25 protein-coding genes are annotated in these 26,153 nt (G+C 69.6%); 18 read left to right on the forward strand and 7 right to left on the reverse strand.

The features are described from left to right. Window positions 1-35 precede the first annotated feature (35 nt). Both sucD and sucC read right to left on the reverse strand, forming a co-directional pair. Complete coding sequence (gene sucD, locus DU484_RS13345; protein WP_114586471.1) at window positions 36-905, reverse strand: succinate--CoA ligase subunit alpha; 870 nt, start codon at window positions 903-905, stop codon at window positions 36-38. Continuing rightward, window positions 902-2,047, reverse strand: a complete 1,146-nt coding sequence (sucC, locus tag DU484_RS13350; protein ID WP_114586472.1) for an ADP-forming succinate--CoA ligase subunit beta — start codon at window positions 2,045-2,047, stop codon at window positions 902-904. The genes sucD and sucC overlap by 4 nt, the downstream gene beginning before the upstream one ends. A 238-nt stretch (window positions 2,048-2,285) precedes the next feature. Here sucC and DU484_RS13355 point away from each other — a divergent pair, with 238 nt between their 5' ends. Genes DU484_RS13355 through DU484_RS13410 form a run of 12 tightly spaced genes read left to right on the forward strand, consistent with a single transcriptional unit; the run spans window position 2,286 to window position 14,525 of the window. After that, window positions 2,286-2,876 (forward strand): hypothetical protein, encoded by a 591-nt coding sequence (locus DU484_RS13355; protein WP_114606796.1) that lies wholly within the window; start codon window positions 2,286-2,288, stop codon window positions 2,874-2,876. Next, on the forward strand, window positions 2,873-3,508 hold the full coding sequence (locus DU484_RS13360) for a QcrA and Rieske domain-containing protein (RefSeq protein WP_262342793.1): 636 nt from the start codon (window positions 2,873-2,875) through the stop codon (window positions 3,506-3,508). The genes DU484_RS13355 and DU484_RS13360 overlap by 4 nt, the downstream gene beginning before the upstream one ends. Next, entirely contained in the window at window positions 3,505-4,881 is a 1,377-nt protein-coding gene (locus DU484_RS13365) for a cytochrome b (protein ID WP_114606181.1), read from the forward strand. The genes DU484_RS13360 and DU484_RS13365 overlap by 4 nt, the downstream gene beginning before the upstream one ends. Next, window positions 4,874-5,056: a hypothetical protein gene (locus DU484_RS13370; RefSeq protein WP_114606182.1), complete on the forward strand. Its 183-nt coding sequence runs from the start codon at window positions 4,874-4,876 to the stop codon at window positions 5,054-5,056. The genes DU484_RS13365 and DU484_RS13370 overlap by 8 nt, the downstream gene beginning before the upstream one ends. After that, a complete protein-coding gene (locus DU484_RS13375; protein WP_114606183.1) occupies window positions 5,049-7,946 on the forward strand; it encodes a nitrate reductase subunit alpha in 2,898 nt (965 codons plus the stop codon). The genes DU484_RS13370 and DU484_RS13375 overlap by 8 nt, the downstream gene beginning before the upstream one ends. Beyond that, the gene (gene narH, locus DU484_RS13380; RefSeq protein ID WP_114606184.1) at window positions 7,943-9,007 is read left to right on the forward strand and encodes a nitrate reductase subunit beta; all 1,065 of its coding nucleotides are present in this window, start codon (window positions 7,943-7,945) and stop codon (window positions 9,005-9,007) included. Before DU484_RS13375 ends, narH begins: the two co-directional genes overlap by 4 nt. Then, on the forward strand, window positions 9,000-9,839 hold the full coding sequence (locus DU484_RS13385) for an ethylbenzene dehydrogenase-related protein (RefSeq protein ID WP_114606185.1): 840 nt from the start codon (window positions 9,000-9,002) through the stop codon (window positions 9,837-9,839). Before narH ends, DU484_RS13385 begins: the two co-directional genes overlap by 8 nt. Continuing rightward, a complete protein-coding gene (locus DU484_RS13390; RefSeq protein WP_114606186.1) occupies window positions 9,839-10,525 on the forward strand; it encodes a molecular chaperone TorD family protein in 687 nt (228 codons plus the stop codon). The genes DU484_RS13385 and DU484_RS13390 overlap by 1 nt, the downstream gene beginning before the upstream one ends. Continuing rightward, window positions 10,525-11,346, forward strand: coding sequence for a hypothetical protein (locus tag DU484_RS13395; protein ID WP_222844850.1), 822 nt, complete (start codon window positions 10,525-10,527; stop codon window positions 11,344-11,346). Before DU484_RS13390 ends, DU484_RS13395 begins: the two co-directional genes overlap by 1 nt. Continuing rightward, window positions 11,343-12,266, forward strand: a complete 924-nt coding sequence (locus DU484_RS13400; RefSeq protein ID WP_114606188.1) for a HEAT repeat domain-containing protein — start codon at window positions 11,343-11,345, stop codon at window positions 12,264-12,266. The genes DU484_RS13395 and DU484_RS13400 overlap by 4 nt, the downstream gene beginning before the upstream one ends. Beyond that, window positions 12,263-13,528, forward strand: coding sequence for a P-loop NTPase (locus DU484_RS13405; RefSeq protein ID WP_114606189.1), 1,266 nt, complete (start codon window positions 12,263-12,265; stop codon window positions 13,526-13,528). Before DU484_RS13400 ends, DU484_RS13405 begins: the two co-directional genes overlap by 4 nt. A gap of 40 nt (window positions 13,529-13,568) precedes the next feature. After that, window positions 13,569-14,525, forward strand: a complete 957-nt coding sequence (locus tag DU484_RS13410) for an NADPH:quinone reductase (protein WP_114606190.1) — start codon at window positions 13,569-13,571, stop codon at window positions 14,523-14,525. Window positions 14,526-14,569: 44 nt separating this feature from the next. On the opposite strand, the gene DU484_RS13415 is transcribed toward DU484_RS13410, so the two are convergent. Further along, a complete protein-coding gene (locus DU484_RS13415; protein WP_114606191.1) occupies window positions 14,570-15,271 on the reverse strand; it encodes an SDR family oxidoreductase in 702 nt (233 codons plus the stop codon). A 93-nt stretch (window positions 15,272-15,364) separates the two neighbouring features. On the opposite strand from DU484_RS13415, the gene DU484_RS13420 reads away from it, so the two are divergent. The 3 genes from DU484_RS13420 to DU484_RS13430 all read left to right on the forward strand — a co-directional run bounded on the left by DU484_RS13420 (window position 15,365) and on the right by DU484_RS13430 (window position 19,630). After that, a complete protein-coding gene (locus DU484_RS13420) occupies window positions 15,365-16,732 on the forward strand; it encodes an MEDS domain-containing protein (protein WP_187347704.1) in 1,368 nt (455 codons plus the stop codon). Window positions 16,733-16,813: 81 nt separating this feature from the next. Further along, window positions 16,814-18,157, forward strand: coding sequence for a sodium-dependent transporter (locus DU484_RS13425; protein ID WP_114606193.1), 1,344 nt, complete (start codon window positions 16,814-16,816; stop codon window positions 18,155-18,157). A 63-nt stretch (window positions 18,158-18,220) separates the two neighbouring features. After that, complete coding sequence (locus DU484_RS13430) at window positions 18,221-19,630, forward strand: sodium-dependent transporter (protein WP_114606194.1); 1,410 nt, start codon at window positions 18,221-18,223, stop codon at window positions 19,628-19,630. Between the two features lie 26 nt (window positions 19,631-19,656). On the opposite strand, the gene DU484_RS13435 is transcribed toward DU484_RS13430, so the two are convergent. Further along, the gene (locus tag DU484_RS13435) at window positions 19,657-20,829 is read right to left on the reverse strand and encodes an amidohydrolase family protein (RefSeq protein WP_114606195.1); all 1,173 of its coding nucleotides are present in this window, start codon (window positions 20,827-20,829) and stop codon (window positions 19,657-19,659) included. 174 nt (window positions 20,830-21,003) lie between these two features. Between DU484_RS13435 and DU484_RS13440 the strand changes: the two genes are divergently transcribed. From DU484_RS13440 to DU484_RS13445, 3 genes are read left to right on the forward strand one after another with little or no spacing between them, the layout of a single operon-like run. Further along, entirely contained in the window at window positions 21,004-22,548 is a 1,545-nt protein-coding gene (locus tag DU484_RS13440) for an acyl-CoA carboxylase subunit beta (protein WP_114606798.1), read from the forward strand. After that, window positions 22,545-22,805, forward strand: coding sequence for an acc operon protein (locus DU484_RS20035; protein WP_187347705.1), 261 nt, complete (start codon window positions 22,545-22,547; stop codon window positions 22,803-22,805). The genes DU484_RS13440 and DU484_RS20035 overlap by 4 nt, the downstream gene beginning before the upstream one ends. A gap of 58 nt (window positions 22,806-22,863) precedes the next feature. Further along, window positions 22,864-24,435, forward strand: coding sequence for a PAS domain S-box protein (locus DU484_RS13445; protein WP_187347706.1), 1,572 nt, complete (start codon window positions 22,864-22,866; stop codon window positions 24,433-24,435). Between the two features lie 24 nt (window positions 24,436-24,459). Here the strand turns inward: DU484_RS13445 and DU484_RS13450 are convergent, their stop codons facing one another. The 3 genes from DU484_RS13450 to DU484_RS20460 are packed head-to-tail and all read right to left on the reverse strand — an operon-like array spanning window position 24,460 to window position 26,130. Further along, window positions 24,460-24,654 (reverse strand): 30S ribosomal protein S17e, encoded by a 195-nt coding sequence (locus DU484_RS13450; protein WP_114586480.1) that lies wholly within the window; start codon window positions 24,652-24,654, stop codon window positions 24,460-24,462. Window positions 24,655-24,679: 25 nt separating this feature from the next. Further along, entirely contained in the window at window positions 24,680-25,291 is a 612-nt protein-coding gene (locus tag DU484_RS13455; RefSeq protein ID WP_114586481.1) for a DUF447 domain-containing protein, read from the reverse strand. After that, complete coding sequence (locus DU484_RS20460; protein ID WP_262342914.1) at window positions 25,288-26,130, reverse strand: triphosphoribosyl-dephospho-CoA synthase; 843 nt, start codon at window positions 26,128-26,130, stop codon at window positions 25,288-25,290. Before DU484_RS20460 ends, DU484_RS13455 begins: the two co-directional genes overlap by 4 nt. Window positions 26,131-26,153 lie beyond the last annotated feature (23 nt).

Here is a 26,153-nt window from a genome sequence, read left to right on the forward strand (position 1 = left end):
TTGCGGGCCGACGTACGCGGCCCGCCCCGAAGAAGCTAAAGGAAGCCCTCGATGTGGTCGGCAACCTCCTCGGGCGTGTCGCCGACGGGGACGCCCGCGTCGTTGAGCGCCTCGATCTTGCTCTCGGCGGTGCCCGTCCCGCTCCCGGAGACGATGGCGCCGGCGTGGCCCATGCGCTTGCCCGGCGGCGCCGTCCGCCCGGCGATGAAGCCCGCGACCGGCGTGTCCATCTCGGTCGCGATGAACTTCGCGGCCTGTTCCTCGTCCTCTCCGCCGATTTCGCCGCACATGGCGACCGCCTCGGTGTCGGGGTCGGCCTCGAAGAGTTCGAGGGCGTCGATGAAGGAGGTCCCGATGATCGGGTCGCCGCCGATGCCGATGGCGGTGGTCTGCCCGATACCGCGCTTGGTCAGGTTGTCGACCACCTGGTAGGTGAGGGTGCCCGACCGGGAGACCAGCCCCACGTTGCCCGCGGAGAAGATGTTGCCCGGCAGGATGCCGAGTTTCGCCTCGCCGGGCGTGATGACGCCGGGGCAGTTCGGTCCCACGAGGTGCGTATCGGTCTCCGAGAGCCGGCGGTTCACCGTCATCACGTCCTGGGTCGGGATGCCCTCGGTGATGGCGACCACGAGGTCCAGCGAGGTGTCGAGCGCCTCGAACAGGGCGTCGGCCGCGAACGCGGGCGGGACGAAGACGACGGAGGCGTCGGCGTCCTCGCGGCGAACCGCCTCGTGGACCGTGTCGTAGACGGGGACGCCGTCGACTTCCTGGCCGCCTTTGCCCGGCACCGCGCCGGCGACGACGTTCGTCCCGTACTCGATCATCTGCCCGGCGTGGAACTTGCCCTCGCCGCCGGTGATGCCCTGCACGACCACTCGGGTGTCTTCGTCGACTAGTACACTCATAGATTGCCCTCCTCGGCGTTCGCGACCGCACGTTGCACCGCTTCTTCGAGCGTCCGTTCGACCTGAACGAGTTCCGTGTTCAGAATCTCCATGCCCTCCTCGGCGTTGGTGCCGGCGAGGCGGACGACCACGGGCTTGGGAATCTCGTCGAACTGTGCGAGGGCGTCGTTGATGCCGCGGGCCACCTCGTCGCCGCGGGTGATGCCCCCGAAGATGTTGAACACGACCGAGTCGACGTTGGGGTCGGAGAACACCATGTCGAGCGCGTTGGCGACGCGTTCGGCCTTGGCACCACCACCGATGTCGAGGAAGTTCGCCGGTTCGCCACCGTAGTAGTCCACCAGGTCGAGCGTCGTCATCACCAGTCCGGCGCCGTTGCCGATGATGCCGACGTTGCCCGACAGGCGGACGTAGTCGAAGCCGTACTCGCCGGCCTTGCGCTCCAAGTCGTCGGTGTAGGACTCCTCTTCCATCTCGGCGAGGTCCGGGTGCCGGAAGAGCGCGTCGTCGTCGACGTTCATCACGGCGTCGGCGGCGACCACGTCACCCTCGCTCGTGACCATCAGCGGGTTGATCTCCGCCTCGCTGGCGTCGTTGTTCTCCCAGAGGTCGTACAGCGTCTCCAGAACGCTCGACACCGCGCGGGCCACGTCGCCGGGGACGCCCGCCTCGTACACCGCCTTCCGCGCCTGGAACGGGTGGAGGCCGTACGCCGGGTCGACGCCCTCGCGGGCGATAGCCTCCGGCGTCTCGGCGGCGACTTCCTCGATGTCGACGCCGCCCTCGGAGGAGACCATGACGACGGGTTCGCCCTCGCCGCGGTCGAGGGTCACGCCGAGGTAGAGTTCGTTCGTGAAATCGACCGCCGACTCGACGAGGACCCGATCCACGTGGTAGCCCTTGAGATCCATGCCGATGATCGACTCGGCGGCCTCGCGGAGTTCGTCCTCGTCGGTCGCAATCTCGATGCCACCGGCCTTGCCGCGCCCGCCGACGTGGACCTGCGCCTTGACCGCGACGGGGTAGCCCATGTCGCGGCCGGCGTCGACCACCTCGTCGACGCTCGTCGCCAGCCGGGAGTCGGGTGTCGGAATCCCGGCGTCGGCGAAGAGCCCCTTCGCCTGATACTCGTGCAGTCGCATGGTCGGGGATTCCCCCGAATGGGTGTTAGTAGTATCGGTCGGAGCGGTCGCCGTCGAGGCGACGACCGAAACGCCACGGGACGGTCGAGTGACGACCGGAACGACACGAGATACTTAAATTCACCCCCGAACATCGTTCTTAGTTTTTTGTAACGGGCGGGTGAACTACGATAGCCAAGGTGGCACCTGCAACTATGAACAGACCGGCACCACCGACCAGCCGACCGACCGTCGAACCATGAGACGGAATACGGTCATCATCGGCGCGCTGATCGTCACCGTGTTGCTGCCGATGTGGTACGTCGCGCTCCACGGCGAACCGCCGTCGGAGGAGGTGGCCATCGACGAGAGCGTCACGGACCTCCGCCCGCTGGACGGCTTCGTCGACACGCCGAACAAGCTCTCGCCGAGTCAGGTCGGCGTCGTCGTCTGGGTCGCGCTGTTCGGCCTCGTCGGCGTCCTGACCGCAGTGCACCGCTTCATGAACGACGCCGTCAGACCACCCGACGACGCGTCGTCGGCGGTGAGCGCCGACGGCGGTGCCAGGACCGTCTCGCTCCCGTGGCTGGAGACGGACCACCGCTGGGTCGTCGAGTACCACGACGCCTCAGACGCCATCGAAGGGTTGGTCGCCATGGGTGGGCTGACCGTCCTCGCCATCGTCTTCGCCGCGCTGTTTACCGGCGAGTACCTCACGCTGGGCCGGACGCAGTATTTCGGCATCTACGCCACGGGGATGTTCGTCTCGCTGGCGCTCTCGACGGTGGCGTACTACGCGTGGTTCATGCCACACATCGAAGTCGCGGAGCAACGGGGGCACGAATCGTGACCGACGGCGACTGTGAGGACTGTCCCTGCGACGGCTCGGCGGTCCGGCCGAGCATCTACACCGACCGCCGGGCGCGGATGGCGGTCCAACGGCGTGACGTCGCGAAACTCCTCGCGACGGTCGGCGGCCTGACGGCCGTCGGGAGCCTCACCGCACCCCTCGCCGGCCTGACGCAGGTGTTCGAGCGGGGGTACAGCGGCCCCGTCTACTCCGACGGCGTCCACCTCGTGGACGGCGACGGGGAGCGCATCGGCGAGGACCGACTCGCGGAGGGCGATCAGCTCACCGTCTTCCCCGAACCCCGCCCGGGCATCGAGGACGCGCCGACGCTGCTCGTGCGCTACCCCGAGAGCGCGTACGGCGGCGGGACGAACATGGCCTTCACCGTGAGCGGCTACGCGGCCTACTCGAAGGTGTGTACGCACGCGGGCTGTATGGTCTCGGACCGCGAGGGCGACACCCTCGTCTGTCCCTGTCACTTCGGGAAGTTCGACCCGCGCTCGGGCGCATCCGTCGTCGGCGGACCGCCGGGGCGACCCCTCCCCCAGCTCCCGATCACCCTCAGCAGCGACGGCTTCCTCGTCGCGACGGGTGACTTCGAGGGCGCCATCGGTCCGGGAGGTGGAGAATGAGCCGCGGCAAGCGCCTCTACGACTGGTTCGACAGCCGCCTCGGCGTCGAGGAGGGCCAGGAGTTCCTCGGCAAGGCGTTCCCCGCCGAGGACTCCTTCCTCCTCGGCGAGGTGGCGCTGTTCTGCTTTCTGTTCCTCGTCCTCTCGGGGGTCTTCCTGGGCTTTTTTTACGAGCCCTCAACCTCCGACGTGGAGTACGACGGCAGCGTCGCGGAGTACCAGGGTGAGGAGATGCCCGAGGCGTTCGTCTCCGTCCTCCACATCACCTACACCGTCCCCTTCGGGATGTTCATCCGGCGGCTCCACCACTGGGCGGCCCACCTCTTCGTCGCCTCCATCGGCTTGCACATGTTACGGGTGTTTTTCACGGGGGCGTACCGCAACCCCCGCGAGCCGAACTGGGTGGTCGGCACCGGGCTGGCCGTGCTGGCGATGGGCGCCGCCTACACCGGCTACGCCCTCCCCTTCGACGAGTTCGCGGCTACCGCGACGAGCATCGGCTACAACCTCACCGTCTCGGTGCCGCTGATCGGCGATTTCCTCGGGGCCATCGTCTTCGGCGGGCAGTTCCCCACGAGCGCGACCATCCCGCGGCTCTACTTCCTGCACGTCCTCGTCATCCCCGCGGCCATCGCGGTGGGGCTGGCGGTCCACATGGCCATCCTGATCCGGCAGAAACACACCGAGGCGCCGCGCGACGGCGACGTGCGCGCGGGCGGCCGGACGGTCGACGAGGACGACGACAGCGTGATCGTCGGCCTCCCGGCCGTTCCGAACCAGACCGCGGTGAGCGCCGTCGTCTTCTTCCTCACCGCCGCCACGCTGTCGGCGCTCGCCGGCTTCCTCCCCGTCCACAACGTCGCGGAGTACGGCCCGAACGACCCCGCCGCGACGCCCGAACTCATCATGCCCGACTGGTTCCTGATGTGGGTGTACGGCTTCCTGAAGCTCCTGCCGACCTGGCTCTCCTTCTCGGTCGGCCCGGTCCACGTCAGCACGGAGTTCATCGGCGGCATCGTCCTCCCCGGACTGGTCTTCGCCGCCGTCGTCGCGTGGCCCTTCGTCGACCGGACCGAGGAGATACACTTCACGGCCGACCCGCTCGACCGCCCCCTCCCGACCGCCGTCGGCGTCGCCGCCGTCGCGTTCATCATGATCGCCTCCATCGCGGGCATGAACAACATCCTGGCGTCGCAGGTGCTCGGGACGACCACGAACGTCGTCAATCCGATCCTGACCGCGGCGCTGCTCGGTGTCCCGCCGCTGTTCGGGGCGGTCACGTACCTCCTGTTGCGCGGGGACGCGTCCGGTCCGGAGTCGGGCCGCGAATCATCCCCGACGGCGGCCGACGCCGGAGGTGGTGGCGATGACTGACGCCCCGACCCTCAGCGCTCGCCAGTACCGCCTGCTAGATACGACGACCAAACTGGTCGGTCTCGCCCTCGTCGCCACCGGTCTCGACGCCGGCGGCGCCACGCCGACCGGCTTCGCGCTCGCCGTCGCCGGCGCAATCTGTGCGACCGCGACGGTGTTCATCTCCCATGAGTGACAACACGACGAACGGACGGACGGACGGCGGCATCGGCAGACGCGACTTCGTGAAGGGACTCGGGGTGGCCTCCCTCATCGGGGCGACCGGCCTCTCCTTCGCGGACGACGGCATGAACGGGTTGCAGGTCGTCGACGACCCCATCGGCGACTACCCCTACCGTGACTGGGAGGACCTCTACCGCGAGGAGTGGGACTGGGACTCGGTGGCTAGATCCACTCACAGCGTCAACTGCACCGGGTCGTGTTCGTGGAACGTCTTCGTCAAGGACGGGCAGGTGTGGCGCGAGGAGCAGGCCGGGGACTACCCCACCTTCGACGAGAGCCTCCCGGACCCCAACCCGCGGGGCTGTCAGAAGGGGGCCTGTTACACCGACTACGTCAACGCCGACCAGCGCGTCCTCCACCCGCTCCGCCGCACCGGCGAGCGCGGATCGGGACAGTGGGAGCGCATCAGCTGGGACGAGGCGCTGACCGAAATCGCCGACCACGTCATCGACGAGGTGCAGGCGGGGCGCTACGACGCCATCTCCGGGTTCACTCCCATCCCCGCGATGAGCCCCGTCTCCTTCGCCTCGGGCAGCCGGCTGATCAACCTGCTCGGCGGCGTCTCCCACAGCTTCTACGACTGGTACTCCGACCTGCCCCCCGGCCAACCGATCACGTGGGGGACCCAGACCGACAACGCCGAGTCCGCGGACTGGCACAACGCCGACTACATCGTCGCGTGGGGATCGAACATCAACGTCACGCGCATCCCCGACGCGAAGTACTTCCTCGACGCGGGCTACGAGGGCGCCAAGCGCGTGGGCGTCTTCACCGACTACTCCCAGACGGCCATCCACACCGACGAGTGGCTGGCGCCCGAGGGCGGCACCGACACCGCGCTCGCGCTCGGCATGGCCCGCACCATCGTCGACGAGGGCCTGTACGACGAGGCCCACCTGAAAGAGCAGACGGACATGCCCCTGCTCGTCCACGAGGACACGGGCAAGTTCCTGCGGGCGAGCGAGGTTGGTCTCGCCGGCGACGCCGACGACCCCGAGAAGGTGTTCGTGATGGTCGACGCCGACGGGACCCTGCGTCCGGCGCCCGGGTCGCTCGGCGAACGCGACGGCCAGCACGACCCCGAGGCGAGCATCGAACTCGACTTCAACCCCCAGTTGGCGGTCGAGCGATCGGTCGAGGCCGAGGGCGGGGCCGTCGAGGTGCGCTCCGTCTGGGCGAACCTGCGGGACGAACTCGCGGGGTACACGCCGGAGTTCGTCCACGAGGAGACCACCGTCGGCGAGGATACCTACCAGCGCGTCGCCCGCGAGTTCGCCGAGGCTGACGCCGCGAAGATCATCCACGGCAAGGGCGTCAACGACTGGTACCACAACGACCTGGGGAATCGGGCGATCCAACTGCTCGTGACGCTGACCGGCAACCTCGGCGACCCCGGCACGGGGCTCGATCACTACGTCGGTCAGGAGAAAATCTGGACGTTCCACGGCTGGCAGGTGCTCTCGTTCCCGACCGGGAGCGTCCGCGGCGTCCCCACCACCCTGTGGACCTACTTCCACGCCGGCATCCTCGACAACACGGACCCAGACACCGCGGCGAAGATCAGGGAGTCCATCGAGAAGGGGTGGATGCCCGTCTACCCCAGCGAGCGCGAGGACGGCTTCCGACCGAACCCCTCCACCCTCTTCGTCTGGCGGGGCAACTACTTCAACCAGGCCAAAGGCAACGTCGCCGTCGAGGAACAACTCTGGCCGAAACTCGACCTCGTCGTCGACGTCAACTTCCGGATGGATTCGACGGCGATGTACTCGGATATCGTCCTCCCGGCGGCCAGCCACTACGAGAAGTACGACCTCTCGGAGACGGACATGCACACGTACGTCCACCCGTTCACCCCGGCGGTGGAGCCGCTGGGGGAGGCGAAGACGGACTGGGCCATCTTCCGCGACCTGGCCGAGACGATTCAGGAACGGGCGCGAGAACGCGGCGTCGACCCCGTCGAGGACCGGAAGTTCGACCGTACCATCGACCTCACGACGATATACGACGACTACGTCCGCGACTGGGAGACGGGCGAGGAGGGCGGTCTCGTCGATGACCGCGCGGCCGCGGAGTTCATCCTCGACCACTCCGAGGAGTCGAATCCGAGCGACCGCGACGAGCGGATCACGTTCGAGGACACCGTCGATCAGCCCCAGCGACTCCTCGAGGCCGGCGACCACTGGACCTCCGACATCGAGGACGGCGAGGCGTACGTCCCGTGGCAGCGGTACGTCCACGACAAGGAGCCGTGGCCCACCTTCACCGGCCGCCAGCAGTACTACATCGACCACGACTGGTTCCTCGAACTCGACGAGGAACTCCCGACCCACAAGGAGGGACCGGCGTCGACTGGCGGGGAGTACCCCCTCTCGTACAACACGCCCCACGGTCGGTGGTCGATCCACTCGACGTGGCGGGACAACACCAAGATGCTCCGCCTCCAGCGGGGCGAACCCGTCGTCTACCTCAACCCCGAGGACGCGGAGGCGCGGGGCATCGAGGACGGCGACACGGTCGAGGTGTTCAACGACCTGGCGAACGTCGAGGTGCAGGCCAAAATCTACCCGTCGGGCGAACCGGGGACGCTCCGGCAGTTCTTCGCGTGGGAGAAGTTCCAGTACCCCGACCGGGACAACTTCAACTCCCTCGTCCCGATGTACATGAAGCCGACGCAACTGGTGCAGTACCCCGAAGACACGGGCGAGCACCTCTACTTCTTCCCCAACTACTGGGGACCGACCGGCGTCAACAGCGACGTGAACGTGGACGTGCGGCCCGCGGACGGTGCCGACGGTGAGTCGGCAGCACGTCGGTCGCAGTCCGACGGAGGTGATTCCGAATGAGCACGAACGAGGAGACGAACATCAACGTGGCAGAGGGGGTCGACCACCAGGTGGCGATGGTGATGGACCTCAACAAGTGTATCGGCTGTCAGACGTGTACCATCGCGTGCAAGGACCTCTGGACGGAGGGCGGCGGCACGGATTACATGTACTGGAACAACGTCGAGACCAAGCCCGGCGAGGGCTACCCCCGCGGCTGGGAGGAGTCGGGCGGCGGGTGGCAAGGGGAGCAAGGCGAGGCCCACACCGACCGCCAGCCCGGCGAGATTCCGTCCCGCGAGGACTACGGCCGCCCCTGGGAGTTCAATCACTCCGACATCATGTACGAGGGGAGTGACGAACCGCTCCGCCCCCGCGAGGGTGCGGAGTGGGGCCCCAACTGGGACGAGGATCAGGGCGCCGGCGAGTACCCCAACAGCTACTACTTCTACCTGCCCCGCATCTGCAACCACTGCACCCACCCCTCCTGCGTGGAGGCGTGCCCGCGACAGGCACTCTACAAGCGCGAAGAGGACGGCATCGTCCTCGTCGACCAGGAGCGGTGTCGGGGCTACCGGTACTGCGTCGAGGGCTGTCCGTACAAGAAGGTGTACTACAACACTGTCTCGAAGAAATCGGAGAAGTGCATCTTCTGTTACCCGCGCCTGGAGGGCGAGGGGCCGGACGGGGAGACGTACGCCCCCGCGTGCGCGGAGGAGTGTCCGCCCCAGTTGCGGCTGGTCGGCTTCCTCGACGACGAGGACGGCCCCATCTACAAGCTGGTCGAGGAGTACGAGGTGGCCCTGCCCCTGCATCCGGAGTTCCGCACCCAGCCGAACGTCTACTACATCCCGCCGTACGCCCCCGGCCAGCACACCGAGGACGGGGAGACGGTGGACGTCGACCGCATCCCGCGGGGCTATCTCCGTGACCTGTTCGGCGAGGGCGTCGACCAGGCGCTCGACACCATCGAACGGGAGCGCCAGCGCGCCCGGCAGGGCGACGACAGCGAGCTGATGGAACTGCTCCAGCACAAGAATCCCGCGAAACAGTACCGACTGGGCGTGTTCGACGATGACTGAGGACAACGTGCGTGCGCTGGCGACGGCGCTCGTCGTCGGCGCGCTGGTGCTCACGTCGACGGTGGCGCTCGCGTCGCCGCTCGTCGACGCCCGCCCGGCCCACGAGATACCGGTGATCGAGCGGACGGACGCCGACCTCGGGAGTCCGACCGCCGACGGCTGGTCGTCGGTGCCGGCGTCGGACGTGGCGCTGTCGAGCGCGCCGAGTAGCGTCCCGAACGCCGCCGATACGTCCGTCGAGCGGGTGCACGTCCAGGCCGTCCGGAGCGACGGCGAGTTCTACGTCCGCCTCCAGTGGGCGGATCCGTCGCGGAACGTCTCCGCGGACGGCACGCGGCCGTTCGTCGACGCCGTCGCCGTCCAGTTCCCGGCGAACACGAGTTCCCGGCCGCCAATCGCCATGGGCGGCCGTGACAACCGGGTGAACGTCTGGTACTGGAGCGGCGGGGTCGGCCCACAGGAACTGCTCGCGGGCGGCGCGGGCACGACGACGCCGTTTACTTCCACCACCATCGACGCGAACGCCACCTACGAGAGCGGGACGTGGACGGTCGTCTACTCCCGGTCGGTGGACGCCGAGGGGGAAAACCGGACGGATCTCGACTCGGCCGACACCCTCGACGTGGCCTTCGCGGTGTGGAACGGTGGCAACGGCGAACGCGCGGGGCGGAAGGCGGTTAGCGAGTGGCACTACTTCCCGACCGGCTCCGGGACGCAGGGACCGCCCTACCAGACGCTCCTGTGGACCGTCGCCGGCGTCGCCATCGTCGGCGTCGTCGCCGTGACGGCCTTCGGCGTCCTCCGGACCCGCAGCGGGGGAGGTGGGGGCTGATGTCGAGAACCGACGCCGGCGACGCCGGACTGGACGATCTGGACCCGGACGCCGCGGCGCGCGGCACCGTCTACGCGACCCTAGCCGTCGCCTTCCAGCACCCGACCGAGGCGTTCCACGAGGCGGCCGCGACGGGGCGCCTCGGCGCCGACCTGTCGCGCTGTCTGGAGCGCACGACCCTCGACGTGTCCGTCCCCGACCTCCGGACCGCGGACGACTACGAGACGCTGGCGGCCCGGTACAACGACCTGTTCGAACTCGGGTTCGGCGAGTACGAGGACCGGACGGACGGAAAGCTCTCCTCGGAGGGGCCGCCGGTGCCGCTCTACGAGTCGAAGTACCGCCCCGACCAGTCGTGGAACGACGTGAACCTCGACCTGGCGCGGGCGTACGACTACTACGGGCTCGAAGTCGACGCCGACGAGCGCGACAACCACGACGCGCTCCGGTACGAACTGGAGTTCGTAGGCTATCTCGCGCGCCGAGAGGCGGCGGTCGGCTCGGACGCCGCCGCGGCCCGCCTCGATTTCCACGACCGCCACCTCGGCCACGCCGCGGCGGGAGTCGCCGACCGCCTCGACGACGAGCCGGGCACCGACGTGTACGGCGCCCTCGGAACGCTGCTCGAGGCGTTCGTCCGCGCCGACCGGAACGACCTGGCAGCGCGACTGGAGGGCGACGGATGATGGCGACGCTGACCCGCCGCTGGCGGGCGCCGCTCCCGACCGGCCGTCGGGACGCCGTCGTCGCAGTCGCCGCCGCCGCGCTCCTCGCGCGAACGCTGGCGACGGCGGTCGTCAACGCGCCGGGCGGGGTCGTTGGCGTCGGGGTCGAGCCGCTGCTCGCCGTCTCGACGGCCGTCACCGCGCTCGCGGCCGTCGGCGTGGCGCTGACGGTCGACGATCCGGTCGCGGGCGTCGGCCTCCTCTTCGTCGGCGTGTTCGGCCTGCTCTCGACGCTCACCGGAGCCGTCGCCCTGCCCGCGGCCGTCGCCGTCGGCGGGGGAACGGCCGCCGTCGCCGCCGCCGTCGCGTCCCGGCGGTCGCTCCCGCCGGCGACGACGGCGGCCGGCGGCCTCCTGCTCGTCGCGCTGGTCGTGAGCCTCGTCGGCGGCGTCGGCGGCGTCGCGTCGGTCCGTGCCCCCGCGTCGACGCTGGCGCTGCTCGGCGTCGCGGGCACGCCCGTCTTCGCGGCGACCACGGGGCGGACGACCCTCGCCGGGACGCTCGCGTTCGCCGCCGTCCTCGCCGTCGGCCTCGCGAACCCGTTCGTGACCGGCGCGGTGACGCTCGTCGGCGGGGGCGTCGTCGGCACGTCGCTGCCGGTCGTCGCGCTCGCAGCCGGCGGCGCGGTGACGGCGGCCAGTGCCGCCGCCCGGCGCGGGGAGTGGAGCCTGCTCGCGGGCGTGACGCTGGTCGCGCTCGCCGGTGTGCCCGCGACGCTCGGCCGGGGCGTCCCCTTCGCCCTCGGCGTCGCCGTCCTCGGACTCCGGGAGGCGGAGCGATGACCTGCCGCGACGACGACTGTGGCTGCGGCGACGACGAGGAGTTCCAGAAACACCTCGAGGAGGAGCCCGACCCACAGCTCGATCCGGCGAAGAGCCCGGGCATCGGGAGCGACATCGAGGCACTGGAGGACATCGAGGTGAGCCGCGAGGACGTGACCATCGGCGAGGCTGACCCGGCGGAGCTGGCGGCGGCCGACACCGAACCCGTCGCGGACGACGGGACGGCGTCGCTGCTCGCGGACCTCGGTTCGGGCGACCCGGTCGACCGGCGGCGGGCCGCCCTCGCGCTGAAGGAGGAGACGACGACCGACGCCGTCGTCGCTGGCCTCGCGCAGGCCGCGACGCGTGACGACGACGCCGACGTGCGACAGTTCGCGGTGGAGGCGCTGACGGCGCACGGGGGTGGGGCGTCCGCTGACGCCGGATCGGGGGCAGCCGCCGACGCCGACGCCGACGCCGACGAACGCGCGGCCGCCGTCGCCGTGACGCTCCTCGACGACGACGACCCGTGGGTGCGTGCCGAGGCAGTCGTCGCGCTCGACAACATCGACCGCGAGGCCCACGAGAGCGACATCGCGGCCGCGCTGGAGGACGACCACCACGCTGTGCGCCGGAACGCCGCCGTCTCGCTGTTCAAGTTGCGCGGGGAGGAGATGGAGGAGCGCCTGCTCGCCCTCTCCCGGGACGACAGCGAGCGAGTCCGCGAGTGGGCGGCGCACATGCTCGGCGGGGTCGACTCGGCGGACGCCCGCGGTCGGTTGCGCGACCTGACCGACGACCCCGCGACGGTCGTGCGACAGACCGCCGAGCGCGCACTGGAGGCGGAGCCGGACCGGTTCCGCCGACAGTTTGGCGCGCTGGAGAACGACGCTCGCCTGCTGCCCGGCGAGGACCGACTCAACCGGATGCCCGATCTATGACCGACACGACGGAGTCCACGACCGACGCACCGCCCGACGACGAACTCGCCGACCGCGTGGAGGCGGCGCTCAGGAACGTCCGCGACCCGGCGGCGGACCTCTCCGTCTTCGAGGCGGGGTTCGTCGAGGACGTGTCGGTGAGCGACGGCGACGTGCGGATCGAGGCCGACCTGCACGCCCTCGACGACGACACCGGACAGGGGGTGATCGACGCGATGCTCCGCGCCGTCGACGACGTCGAGGGCGTCGCGGGCGTCCACGTCGAACGCGCGTCACCCGCGGCGTCGGCCGAGGGACGCGCGAGCGTCGACGCGTTCGATCACGTCGTCGCCGTCGCCAGCGCCAAGGGCGGCGTCGGCAAGTCGACGGTGGCGACCCACCTCGCCTGCGCGCTCGCCGCCGAGCGCGAGGTGGCGCTGTTCGACGCCGACATCCACGGCCCGAACGTGCCGGCGCTCGTCGACGCGAGCGGACCGATCCACGCCACCGACGAGGGCGACCCCCTGCCCGTCCGCCGGCGGGGCATGGACGTGATGAGCGTCGGCCTGATGGAAGACGGCGCCCCCCTCGCGTGGCGGGGGGCGATGGCCCACGACGCGCTCTCCGATCTCTTCGAGAACACGGCGTGGGAGAACGACGAGGTACTGGTGATCGACCTGCCGCCCGGCACCGGCGACGTGGTGCTCACCACGCTCCAGGACGTGCGCGTCGACGGCGTCGTCGTCGTCACGACACCGTTTCACGCCGCCGTCAGCGACACCGGGCGGACCGTCGAACTGTTCCGCGACAACGACGTACCCGTCCTCGGCGCCGTCGTCAACATGGCCGAGTACGTCTGTGACTGCTGTGGCGAGCCGAACGACCTGTTCGAGGCGGCGGGGCCGGAGCTCGACGCGCCGGTGCTCGCGGAACTCCCCTTCAGCCGGGAGCTACAGGGGACGCCGGAACCGGGTGACGTGCCCGACCCGGTCGCGGATCTGGGCGAGCGCACCCTCGACACCCTCGACGGTGCGGGGACGGTCGACGCCCCCGACGACGCCGTCGATATCCGGGGCCTCCAGCCCGAAAAGCGCAAGGCGCGCGTCCGAGAGCGGTTCGAGGCGCTCGATTCGGGGCAGGAGTTCGTCCTGATCAGCGACCGCGACCCGACGCCGGTGGGGAGCTTCCTGAGTCGTCTCGCGGAGACGCCGCGCTCGGCGTTCGACGTCGAGGTGCGTCGCGCGACGCCCGACGCCTGGGTGCTGGAGACGACGAAGCCGTAGGTCGGGCAGCTTTATTCGGCCGCTTCGCGTACCACCGTCCATGCGCGCAGTCCGCTATCACGACTACGGTGGTTCCGAGGTACTGCAAGTCGACGATGTCGACCGGCCCGAACCGGCCGACGACGAGGTGCTGATCGAGGTAGCGGCGGCGGGGATCAACCCCGTCGACACCTACTTCGTCGCGGGGTCGTACGAGCCGTTCACGCTCCCGATGATCCCCGGCGTCGATGCCGCGGGCGACGCGGTCGAGGTCGGGGCCGCCGTCGAGGGCGTGAGCGAGGGCGACGCCGTCGTCGCCACCGGCTTGAGCAAGGACCACTACGGCGCCTGCGCGGAGTACGTCGCGGTGCCGAGCGACCGACTCGCGGTCCTGCCGGCGGGCGTCGACGTCGTCGAGGCCGGCGGCGCGGGCGTCGCCGCGGTGACGGCGTGGCGCGCGCTGATCGACCACGCGGGCCTCGAACCCGCCGAAACCGCGCTGATCCACGGCGGAAGCGGGGGCGTCGGCCACGCGGCCGTCCAGATAGCGAGCGTCGCCGGGGCCCGGGTCGTCACCACCGCCGCGCCGGCGTACCACGACCGACTCCACGAACTCGGCGCCGACGTCGTCCTGGATTACGGCCGCGACGACCTGCGGGACGCGGTGGCCGGCGCCGGCGCCCCCGACGTGATCCTCGATCACCGCCTCGACGACTACCTGCAGTTCGACGCCGACGTGGCCGCGCACGACGGTCGGATCGTGGGCATCGGCGAGAACGATCCCGAAATCGGGTTCACGAACGACGGCGTCGCCCGCGGGAAGGACCTCACATACCAGTTCATGAGCATGTTCAACACGCCACGGCTGGCCGACCCGCTCGAACGCGTCGCGTACCTGCTCGGCGAGGGTGACCTCGAAATCGAGGTGGCTCCCACCTACGGCTTGGACGAGGTGGCCACCGCCCACGAGGACGTGATGGCCGACAGCTTCCTCGGAAAGCTGGTCGTGACGCCCTAGACGACCGGTCCTCATCGAACGGCTGATCGAAGACGGTCGCGACGCTAGGCCTCGCCGTAGACGGGGACGGCGGCCCCGCTGGTCACGGTGGCGGCGTCCGAACAGAGGAACAGCACCACGTCGGCGATGTCGGCCGGATCGACCCACGACTCGTCGGGCGTCATCATCTCCCGGTTCATCGGGGTGTCGATGACGCTCGGCATGACGGCGTTGGCCCGGACCGTCCCCAGGTTCTCCGTGGCGATGGTCTCGGTCAGGAGGCGCACGCCCGCCTTGCTCGCGCGGTAGATGCCGTCGCCCTCGCCACCCTCCAGCGACGACCGGGCTGACACCGAGACGACGGCTCCCTCCGTCTCCTGGAGGTGGGGCAGGGCGTGTTTCGAGGCGAGGAACATGGTCTTCAGGTTCACGTCGAAGAGGAAGTCGAACAGGTCGGCGTCCGTCTCGTGGATGGGATCGCCGCCACGCCAGGTCCCCGCGACGTTCACCAGCGCGTCCAGCCGACCGTGGTCGTCGACGACCGCGTCGACGACCCGTTCTACGTCCGCCTCGTCGGTGAAATCACCCCGATAGAACTCGATGGTCTCCGCGTCGACCTGTGCGTCCTCGTCGTCGGGCGAGACGATGTCGGTGCCACAGACCGTCGCCCCCGCGTCGGCGAAGGCCGCCGCGACGGCGCTCCCGAGGGCGCCACAGGCCCCCGTCACGAGCGCGACGTTGCCCGAGAAGTCGAACGAAGCGTCCATGTGGGTCCCCTGGGTCGGCGACCTCATAAGCGTACGCCCGGTACGCGGCGGTGTCGACAGTTGTTTGGTACTGCGGCTGGAAATGTCGAATACGTGACCGAATCGTACTCGCTGAGCGAAGCGTGGGAGTCGGACGCGAGAACGGTCGATACCCTCCGGAGTGAACTCGCACGCGAGGACCTGGCGCGGCATCTCGCGCTCTTCTATCAGTCGCCACAGAATCAGCTCGAAGTGGCGGCGACGTTCGTCAAACACGGACTTCGGACGGGAAATCGCTGCCTCTACTTCGTCGACACCAACGCGCGGTCGACGGTCGAACGCGCGTTTCGGACGGCCGACATCGACGTGGAGCGCCGGGTGGAGAACGGTGACCTGCTGATCGAAAACGGCCAGGACGCGTACCGTCAGGCGAACTTCGACCCCGACGAACTGATCACGTTGCTCGCGGACGCGTGCCACGAGAGCGTCGCCGACGAGTACGACGGCCTCTGGGTGGCGGGCGAACTCTCGTGGTGTTTCCACACCGACCTCACCTACGACCACGTCGTCGGCTTCGAGGCCGACTTCGACGCAGCGTGTCCGGACCTCCCCGTCACGGCGCTGTGCCAGTACGACCTGAACCAGTTCAACGACGAGTCGGTCGCCAAGGCGCTGTGGACCCACGAACAGATCATCTACCGCTACCGGCTCTGTGAGAACCCCTACTACATCCCTCCGAACGAGTACCGTTCGGATGGGGGCGGGCTGTTGAACGCCCGGCTGATGCTGGAGCAGATGTACGACCTTGCCCACGCCCGCAGTCAAGTGACACAGCGCGAACAGCGGCTGTCGGTCGTCAACCGCATCCTTCGACACGACATCCGCAACGACCTGAACGTCGTCCGGGGGATACTGTCCCTCGTCGCCGACCGAGCGGACCTCGACGACGTGCTTGCGGTGCGGCTCGACACCGCCATCGACCACGTCAACGACATCTTCGAGGTGGCCGACAAGGCCCGGTACGTGGAGCGGACGATCAGCCGCTCGACGGTCGAACGAACGTCGCTCGCGCCGTTCGTCGCCCGCGCGGTGGAGCGGGTCGAAACGACGTTCCCGGAGGCGGATATCGCCGTCTCGGGCGTGAACGACGTCGAAGTGGTGGCGGATACGAATCTCGACGTAGCGCTTACCGAACTCATCGAGTACGCGATTCGAAACCAGGACGCCGATCCGCGGGTCTCGCTCACCGTCTCGGATCGACCGCCCGAGCGAGTCGTGATCGACGTGGGCTACGACGGCCAACCCGTCTCGCGGGGGGATCGTCGGGTGCTCGACGACGGCGTCGAGACGCCGCTGCAACACTGCCGTGGGCTGGAACTGTGGCTGGCCAAGTGGGTCGTCGAGAACGCGCACGGTCGACTCGACTTCCCGCAGGGGGAGGAGTCGTCGATACGGGTCGAGCTGTACCGGTGTCTCGCCTGATACAACCGTGCGTCACGGCACCGATACCCACGCTCGTAGCCGGATCGTGACCCTTTTTTCCGGGCTGAGGGTAGCCGGCGCATGGTCCAACAACAGCGAGAGACGTGGGCGACGCGTCTCGGGTTCATCCTCGCGGCCGTCGGGAGTGCCGTCGGACTCGGTAACGTCTGGCAGTTCCCGTTCCAGACGGGCGCGAACGGCGGCGCGGCGTTCATCGTCGTCTACCTCCTCGCCGTCTTCCTGATCGGCTTCCCCGCAATGCTCTCGGAATTCGTGGTCGGCCGGCGGGCCGAGCGCAATCCGATAGACGCCTTCGCCCGCCTCGGGCACCGCAACTGGAAGGTGGTGGGCGTCCTCGGAACCGTCTCGGCGTTCTGGATCCTCTCGTTCTACAGCGTCGTCGGCGGCTGGGTCATTCGGTACGTCCTCGGGAGCGCCACCGGCGCCTACTTCTCCGGATCGGAGGCGTACTTCGGCGCCATCGCCGCCGGCCCCGAGGCGGTCGGCTTCCACGCCGTCTTCATGGCGTTGACCGTCGGCGTCGTCGCCTTCGGCGTCACGGACGGCATCGAACGCTCGACCAAGCTGATGGTGCCGAGCATCGTCCTCTTGCTGGGCGGCCTCGCCGTCTGGGCCGGGACGCTTCCGGGTGGTGCGGCCGGCTACGCGTACTACCTCTCGCCCGATATCGACGCACTCGTCTCGAATCTCGGCTCCATCCTTCCCGCCGCCGTCGGGCAGGCCTTCTTCACCCTCTCGCTCGGGATGGGCGCGATGATCACCTACGCCTCCTATCTCGGCCGCGACGACTCCCTGCCGACCGACGGTGGGACCATCGTGATCCTCAACACGTTCGTCGGCCTGCTGGCGGGGCTGGTGGTCTTTCCCATCCTCTTCTCGCTCGGCATCGATCCCGGGAGCGGTGGCCTCGGCGCTGCGTTCATCACGCTCGCCGGCGCGTTCGCACAGCTCCCCGCGGGGCGACTCCTCGGCGTCGCCTTCTTCGTCGTCCTCCTCTTGGCGGCGCTGTCCTCCGCGATTAGCCTCCTCGAAGTCGTCACCTCCTACCTCGTCGACAACACCGACCGCTCGCGGCGCTCCATCGCCGTCGCCCTCGGTCTCGGCATCTTCCTCCTCGGCGTGCCGAGCGCGTTCGGCGTACCGATTCTCGCTTGGTACAACGCCGTCGCGTACAACCTGCTGCTCCCGCTCTCGGTGCTTGCCCTCCTCCTGTTCGTCGGGTGGGTCGACGCCGGCGACGCCGTCGCGGAACTCCGGCGCGGCACCGGCCTGAGCGAGTCGGGCGCCGTCGCGTGGCTCTGGTTCGTCCGCACCGTCGTGCCGCTGGGCGTCCTCGTGACCCTCTTGCTCGGCCTGCAGAGCCTCGCCGTCCGCGCGGGACTGCTCGCCGAGGCCATCGTGTAGGCTCACCGAGAGACCGCGGGCGACTCGAAACCCACTTGAGCCGCGTTCGCCGACCGAGGAACAATGACACGAGAGACGTGGGCGACACGGACGGGTTTCATCCTCGCCGCCGCCGGGAGCGCCGTCGGCCTCGGGAACATCTGGCGGTTCCCCTGGATGACCGCGGAGAACGGCGGCAGCGCCTTCCTGCTCGTCTATCTGGTCATCGTCCTGGGGGTGGGCGTCCCCGGGCTCCTCGGCGAGTTCGTGATCGGTCGGCGGGCGCGGCGGAACCCGGTCGGCGCGCTCCGTGACCTCTCCGGGTCGCGGGTCTGGGCCGCCGTCGGCGGCATCTCCGCGATCACGGGCGTCGCGCTCCTCTCCTTTTACAGCGTCGTCGGCGGCTGGATCCTCCGATACCTGCTGGTCTCGCTGGCCGGTCCCTTCACCGGCGGCGCGGCCTACCTCGCCGACCCGGGCGCGTACTTCGGGAGCGTCTCCTTCGGCGTCGGCGCCGCGGGCTATCACCTCCTCTTTCTCGCGCTCACCGGCCTGATCGTCCTCGGGGGCGTCCGCCGCGGCATCGAACTGGGGACGAAAGTGATGATGCCCGCCGTCCTCGCCTTGCTCGTCGGGATGGCCGTCTGGGTCTCCACGCAGTCGGGCGCGGGCGCCGGCTACGACTTCTTTCTCACCTTCGACCTCGAAACGATCCGCGCGAACTTCTTCTCGATCCTCGGCCCGGCGGCCGGGCAGGCGCTCTTTACGCTCTCGGTCGGCGCCGGCACCATGATCACCTACGCCTCCTACATCGACGAGGATCGGTCGCTCCCGTTCGACGGGTCGGTCATCGCCCTGCTCAACACGGGCGTGGGCGTCCTCGCCGGGCTGGTGGTCTTCCCGCTCCTGTTCTCGCAGGGGATCGACCCCGGGAGCGGCGGCCCGGGTACCCTCTTCGTCGGCATCGCGGGCGCGTTCGGCGCCCTGCCCGGTGGAGGCGTGCTGGCCATCCTGTTTTTCGGCGTCGTCGCCTTCGCGGCGCTGTCGAGTTCGATCAGCATGCTCGAGATTCCGGTCGCCGTCCTCGTCGACGAAGTCGGCTGGTCGCGCCGGCGAGCCGTCGGCACGCTCCTCGCGCTCATCGCGACGACGGGGACGATCACCGCGTTCCAGCCCGCGCTGTTCGGGTTCGTCTCCGGAACGCTGGTCGACTTCCTGCTCACCGGCGGCCTCCTCGCGTTCCTCCTCTTTGCGGGGTGGGTGCTCGGCCGCGACGCGGTGGCGGAGTACGTCACCGGCGCCGGTCCGATCGCGACCCGGCTGGCGACGCCGTGGCTGTTCGCCGTCGGCGTCGTCATCCCCGTCTTCCTCACCTTCACGCTGCTGACGACGGCGGGCGTCGACGCCCGACTGGGCTTCTGGCCCACCGTCGTCGCCGCCGTCGTCGCCGTCGCCGTCGTCCTCGCCGGACTGCGGCGGCGGGCGGCGGTTTGAGACGGTCCTCGCCGTCCCGGGCCCGATCAGTCCCGGACGACCGCGCCGTCGGCGACGACCACCGACGGCGATCCGGTCGCGCCGATGTCGTCGAACGGGTCGGCGTCGAACCCGACCACGTCGGCGGGCGTGCCGGAGGCGAGCACGCCGAGCCCGGGCCGGTCGAGACACTCGGCGGCCGTCCGCGTCGCCGCGGTCAGCGCCGCCGCCTCGGTCATCCCTCCGGCCACGAGGCGGCCGAGTTCGAGGTGGACCGCCGGATGTGGGACATTCGGCGACCCGGCGTCGCTGCCGGCCGTGATGGTGATGTCGCGTTCCAGCGCGGCCTCGAACACCTCGTGGTGGCGCTCGGCCACCCGCTGTGCGTTCTCGTGGGCGTACGCCGGCACGGTCGGTCCCCCCTTCGCGACCGTCTCGTAGATGAACAGCGTCGGCTCGTAGACGATGTCCGACCCGTCCAGCTTCTCCAGCGTCTCGTCGGCCATCAGGTTCCCGTGTTCGATGGTGTCGGCGCCCGCCTCGACGGCGGCGTCGATGCCGTCCGTGCCGACGGCGTGGACCGCGACCGGCAGCCCGAAGCGGTGGGCCTCGTCGACGGCCGCCTCGACTTCGGCGGGCGATAGCTCCGAGACGCCCGGGTCCTCGCCGACGGCCTGCCCGTAGACGCCGCCGGTGGCGCTGATCTTGATGAGATCGGCGCCCTTGCTCCGCTGGGCCCGGACGGTCGACCGAACCGCGTCGACCCCGTCGCTCGGGATGCCCCAGAACGGGTCGTGGCCCCCGGTGATGATCACCGTCTTCCCGCTGGCGTGGATCCGGGGGCCGACGATCCGTCCCCGCCGGGCCGCGTCGGCGACGGCGATGGCGATGTCGTGGGTGCTGCCGAGATCGCGGATCGTCGTCACGCCACCCTCGACCTGTCTGCGGGCCATCTCCACCGCGTGGATCGTCTGTTCTTGCTCCGACTGTCGGCGAAGCGTCGCCACCGGATCGCCGCTCCCGTCCCACACCAGATGGACGTGGAGGTCGATCAGTCCCGGCGTGAGCAGATCGGCCGACAGTTCCCGCTCCCCGTCGCCGGGTTTGTCGTCGTAGACGCCCGTGATCTCGCCGCCGTCGACTGCGAGCCAAGAATCCGGGCGGCGACCCCGGGCAGCGTCCCACAGGTCGCCGTGTAGGAGAACGTCGTGATCGCTCACGGCCTCGCGCCCTCCCGGCGTCCGCCGTCGGCCGGCCGTCCGTGCCCACCCGTGTGCGTTCGTACCATGTGTCGTTGGCACACGGCAGCCACCTAACTGTTTCGTCAGTCCGGCGGAATCCTTTTGCCAGTCCTCGAACCTTTAGTGGATAATGAAAGGTGGTCGCCCATGACCATGGAAGATCGGATCGAGGAGCTCCGGGAGAAACGGGAGCGGGCGCTCCTCGGTGGGGGCGAAGACCGGATCGAGTCCCAGCACTCGAAGGGGAAGATGACCGCCCGGGAGCGGGTCGACTACTTCCTCGACGACGGGACCTTCCGCGAGTTCGACCAGTTCCGTACCCACCGAACCAGCAAGTTCGGAATGGAGGAGCGCAAGCTCCCCGGCGACGGCGTCGTGACGGGGTACGGCGAGGTGAACGGCCGAAAGACGTTCGTCTTCGCCCACGACTTCACGGTCTTCGGCGGATCGCTCGGCGAGGTGATGTCCGAGAAGATCTGCAAGGTGATGGACAAGGCGATGGACGTGGGCGCGCCCATCGTCGGCCTCAACGACTCGGCGGGCGCGCGCATCCAGGAAGGGGTGCGGAGCCTCGCGGGCTTCACCGACATCTTCCACCGCAACGAGCAAGCCAGCGGCGTCGTCCCCCAGATTTCGGGGATCATGGGCCCTTGCGCCGGCGGCGCCGTCTACTCGCCCGCCATCACCGACTTCATCTTCATGGTGAAAGACACGAGCCACATGTTCATCACCGGCCCGGACGTGATCAAGACCGTCACGGGCGAGGAGGTGAGCTTCGAGGAACTCGGCGGAGCGACCACCCACGCTTCTCGCACCGGCGTCGCCCACCGCGCCTTCGAGGACGAGGAGACGGCACTCGACAACATCCGCCGGCTACTCTCCTATCTCCCGCAGAACAACGTCGAGGACCCGCCGCGGGTCGACCCGTGGGACGACCCCGAGCGCTCGGCGGACGAACTGAAGACCGTCGTCCCGGATCAGCCCCAGAAACCGTACGACATGATCGACGTGATCGGCGGCACCGTCGACGAGGGCTCCTTCTTCGAGGTCCACGACAGCTGGGCGAAAAACGTCGTCGTCGGCTTCGGCCGCCTCGACGGCCACTCGGTCGGCGTCGTCGCCAACCAGCCCCGGTCGAACGCCGGGACGCTGACCGTCGACGCGAGCATGAAGGCCTCGCGGTTCGTCCGCTTCTGTGACGCCTTCAACGTGCCCATCCTCACCTTCGTCGACGTGCCCGGCTACATGCCGGGGACCGAACAGGAACATCGCGGGATCATCCGTCACGGGGCGAAACTGCTCTACGCCTACTCGGAGGCGACCGTTCCCCTGCTGACGGTCATCACGCGGAAGGCCTACGGCGGCGCCTACTGCGTCATGGCGTCGAAACATCTCGGCGCCGACGTGAACTACGCGTGGCCGACCGCCGAACTCGCCGTCATGGGGCCGGAAGGCGCCGTGAACGTCCTCTACAGCGACGAACTGGCGGACGCGGACGACGCGGACGCCCGACGGGCGGACCTCGTCGAGGAGTACCGCGAGGAGTTCGCCAACCCCTACACCGCCGCCGACCGCGGGTTCATCGACGACGTGATCGAACCGCAGGACACCCGGGCGCGCCTCGTCGACGATCTGCACATGCTGAAGACGAAACGCGAGAGCAACCCGGAGAAGAAACACGGCAACATCCCGATATGAACCTGAACGTTCCCGACGACGCCGACGACGCGGAGGCGGCCGCCATCGCCGCCGCCGTAGGTGCCCACCTCACCGACCGGGACCGCGCCGTGGCCGCCGCGGCCGCCGCGGCCGCCGCGGGCGACGAGGAGTCGTGGCGGGGGCGCAAGTGGGCCTTCGCCGGCCGGATCGACGGTCTACAGGGGCGATCGATCCGCGTCCCCGAGACGGCACCGACCGACGGGTGGACGGCGTCGGGCCGAACGGATCGGTTCTGAGTCCGGCGCAAGGCGCCGTCCAGTAGGCATATACGTACCCCACGTGTACGCGAGCGTCGTGAGCGGAGAACACGGCCGGACCGACGAGGTACGCGTCGGCCCCACCGTCGCCGAGGGATACGGGAGCGGGCGCGCGGGATTGGTCGGCTGGATCGATATCGTCGGATCGCAACTCTCCCCGGCCTGGCGACGACGACTCGGAAGCGGAATCGTCGCCGGCGTCGGCGGCCTCCTCGTCGGAATTCCGTTCTATCACCTGTCCCGACACGCCCTCTCGGCCGAGGCGCTCGCCGGGGACGCGTTGCCGCTCCTATTCGGTGTCGTTCTGCTCGGCGTCGGAGCGTGGCTGGGCTGGCTGAGCGACGACGACCTGGCGCCGCTTGTGACGGCGTTCTGGGTCACCGTCGGCCTCGGCGTTACGGTGCTCGTCACGCTCTATTTCCTCACCCTCCACGTCGCGCACGGCCACGTCGTCGAGTCGCAGTGGTTTCTCGTCTACGACGTGGGTGCCACCGGCGCAGTCGCCGGCCTCCTCATCAGCCGGTACGACGTTCGCTCGCGGCGTCGGAATCGGCGGCTGAGCCAGCAGGAGCGTCGCTTTCGAGCGGTGTTCGAGGGGACGCTCGACGCCCTCGTCGTCGTCGACGACGAGGGGCGGTATCTGGAGGCGAATCCGGCGGCTGCCGATCTGTTCGGCCTGCCGCGGGAGGAGTTGATCGGGAAACACGTCGCCGAGTTCACACCCGACGACCTGGCGGTCGAGGAGAACTGGTCGGCGTTCCTCGATGGTCCCGGCCAACGTGGCGAGTACGAACTCGTCCGAGCGGACGGCGAGACGCGGACCATCGCCGTCGCCGCCACCCCGAACGTCCTCGCTGGCCGCCATCTGGCGGCGCTACGTGACGTGACCGAGCGGGTCGAACGCGAAGCCGACCTCGACCGCGAGCGCGCCCGCGTCGAGTTCCTCAATCGCCTTCTCAGACACAACGTCCTCAACGGCATGAACCTCGTGTTGGCGAAACTCGACGCCGTCGAACCGTCCGTGCCGGCCGACTGCCGCGACGACGTCGCGGCGGCGCGTCACCGGGGCGAGGAAATCGTCGATCTGATCCAGACGGCCAGACGGCTCGCGACTGACGTATCGACCGACGGCACCGACCGACGGATCGACGTGCGCGAACCGCTGACCGAGGCCGTCGCGGACCTGCGAACGGCCTCTCCGGAGGCGACAGTCGAGTGCGACGTGTCCGACCAGGCGGTGTGGGTCCGCGCCGACGGCATGGTCGGGACGGTGTTCGAGCACCTCCTGACGAACGCGGTCCAGCACAACGACCCGGCGTCGGTCCGCGTCACGGCGACGGTGTCGGTCGATCCGGAGACGGTCACGGTCACCGTCGCCGACGACGGCGAGGGGGTGCCGCCCGAACGGCTGGCGCAACTGTTCGACGAGGAGGTGTTCGCCCACACGCGCGACTGGGGTGGGTTCGGCCTCTCCATCGTGCAGGCGCTCGTTCAGGAGTACGACGGCTGCGTGTGGGCCGAGACCAACGACCCGAGCGGGATGGTCGTCCACGTCGAACTCCCGCGTGCCGCGGAGCCGGACGGCGACGGTCGCGACTCGTCGGCGTGAGCTATCGTCGAGAAGAGCTCCGTCTCAGGCGTTGGCGGCCGCGCTCGCCTTCTTGCGCGTGATGTAGCCCGCGATGCGGTTGCGGACGCCCTTCGACTCCACGTTCGTCAGCTTCGTGACGCTGTCCTTGTTGGTCTCGAAGTCGGTGTTGAACGCCTCCGGATACCGCTCCAGGAGGATGCCCCCGAGCTGTTTGACGTATTTGGGTTTGATGGCCATATCCGTACGTTCCGCCGCTGGGCCACTAAAACGATTCGTTCCGTTCGCGCCACCCCGTCAGGTCGTCGATGCGGGCGAACGCCTCGCGCTCCGCCGGGCCGCCACAGCGCTCGACCGTCTCCGCGAAGTAGTCGAGGCGGTCGAGCAGCGTCTCGGTGTCGAAGGTGGGCACGTCCAGCCGTGACGCGGCGACCGTCGCGTCGACGACGGCGTAGAACCCGCGGTTGATCGTCGGGACGGTGCGCTCGCGGACGGTCGCGGACCGTGGCGCGAGCGCCCAGCGGACCCACTCGGTGCCCCCGTCCTCGCCCGCCTCGATCCGGCGGGCGTCCACCTCGACCCACGCGGCGGCCCCCTCCCGAACCGGCTCGTCGGTTTCGGTCACGTCGAGGGCCGCGTCGACGAACTCGCGGGGGTCGGTCGTGAACTGGATCACGCCCCCGCCCCGGCGCTCGAAGTTGCCGCGGGTCCGGGTTCGTCCCCACGTCACCGCGGTCACGGGGTCGTCCGCGTCGTCGGGGGCGTGGAGACCGAGCGCCGCCTGATTCCAGCGGTCGTTCGGCCCGAGCGTCGCGACGACGGACTCGGTGACGCCGCGGAGGGGAACGGGCCAGTCGGCCTGACTGCCGCCGCTCACAGCGGCACCCCCCACTCGAGGGCGACGAACGCGGCGGCCGCGGTGAGGTCCGCGGTCGTGCCGGGGTTGATCCCCTCCTCGAGGAAGCGCTCGGCCAGGTCCTCGGCGGCAGCGAGGTCACCGCACACCGCAGCGGCCTCGCGACTCACGGCTGCGGCCCGTTCGCTTCCGTGTTCGACGGCGACGAGCGTGTCGGGGCGCTCGGCCAGCAGATCGAGGAAGGCGCGCGCGAGGCGGTCGGTGACCGGTCCCTCGTCGTCGAGCACTCCCTCGGCGGCGGCGAAGACCCGCTCGAAGCCGTTCGCCCACTCGGCGGCGTTGCCGTCGCGGTCGGCGCTCAACTCCATCACGTCCGCGAGCGTCAGTTTCCGATCCCGGAGCGTCGGCACCGCGTCGGCGCCGCGGCGCACGTCCAGGTCGGGAACGTCCTCCGGCGGGTCGTCGACCGCCACGTCGACGTGTTCGAACGCGCGGTAGAAGCCGGCGGCGTCGTCGACGGTCGTCGCGGCGGTGATCGCCCGAAGGCCGTCGGGCGAGAGGCGATCCGTCGCCGCGGCGCGGACGAGGGGGACGAGGAGGAGCAGACAGCCGAACTGCGTGTTGCCGCCCGACTGCTGGCTCATGCCCCGGACCGCGCGCTCGAAGGCGTCGCCGAGCGACGGTGGGTCGTCGCCGACGGTCCCGGCCAGTTCCAGTCCCGGCCGCGCCCCCACCGCGCCGGTCAGGAAGTGTTCGAACCGCAGGTCGTCGTGGTCGCGGTGGCGGTCCACGTTGCCCGGTTTGGGCGTGCTCGCCACCTCCAGCGTGAGCGCGAGTTCGGCGTGGTCGGGAGGCGACATGTGAGGGCGTGGGTGCGTCGGCG

It is taken from the genome of Haloplanus rubicundus (assembly GCF_003342675.1).
Classification (GTDB): domain Archaea; phylum Halobacteriota; class Halobacteria; order Halobacteriales; family Haloferacaceae; genus Haloplanus; species Haloplanus rubicundus.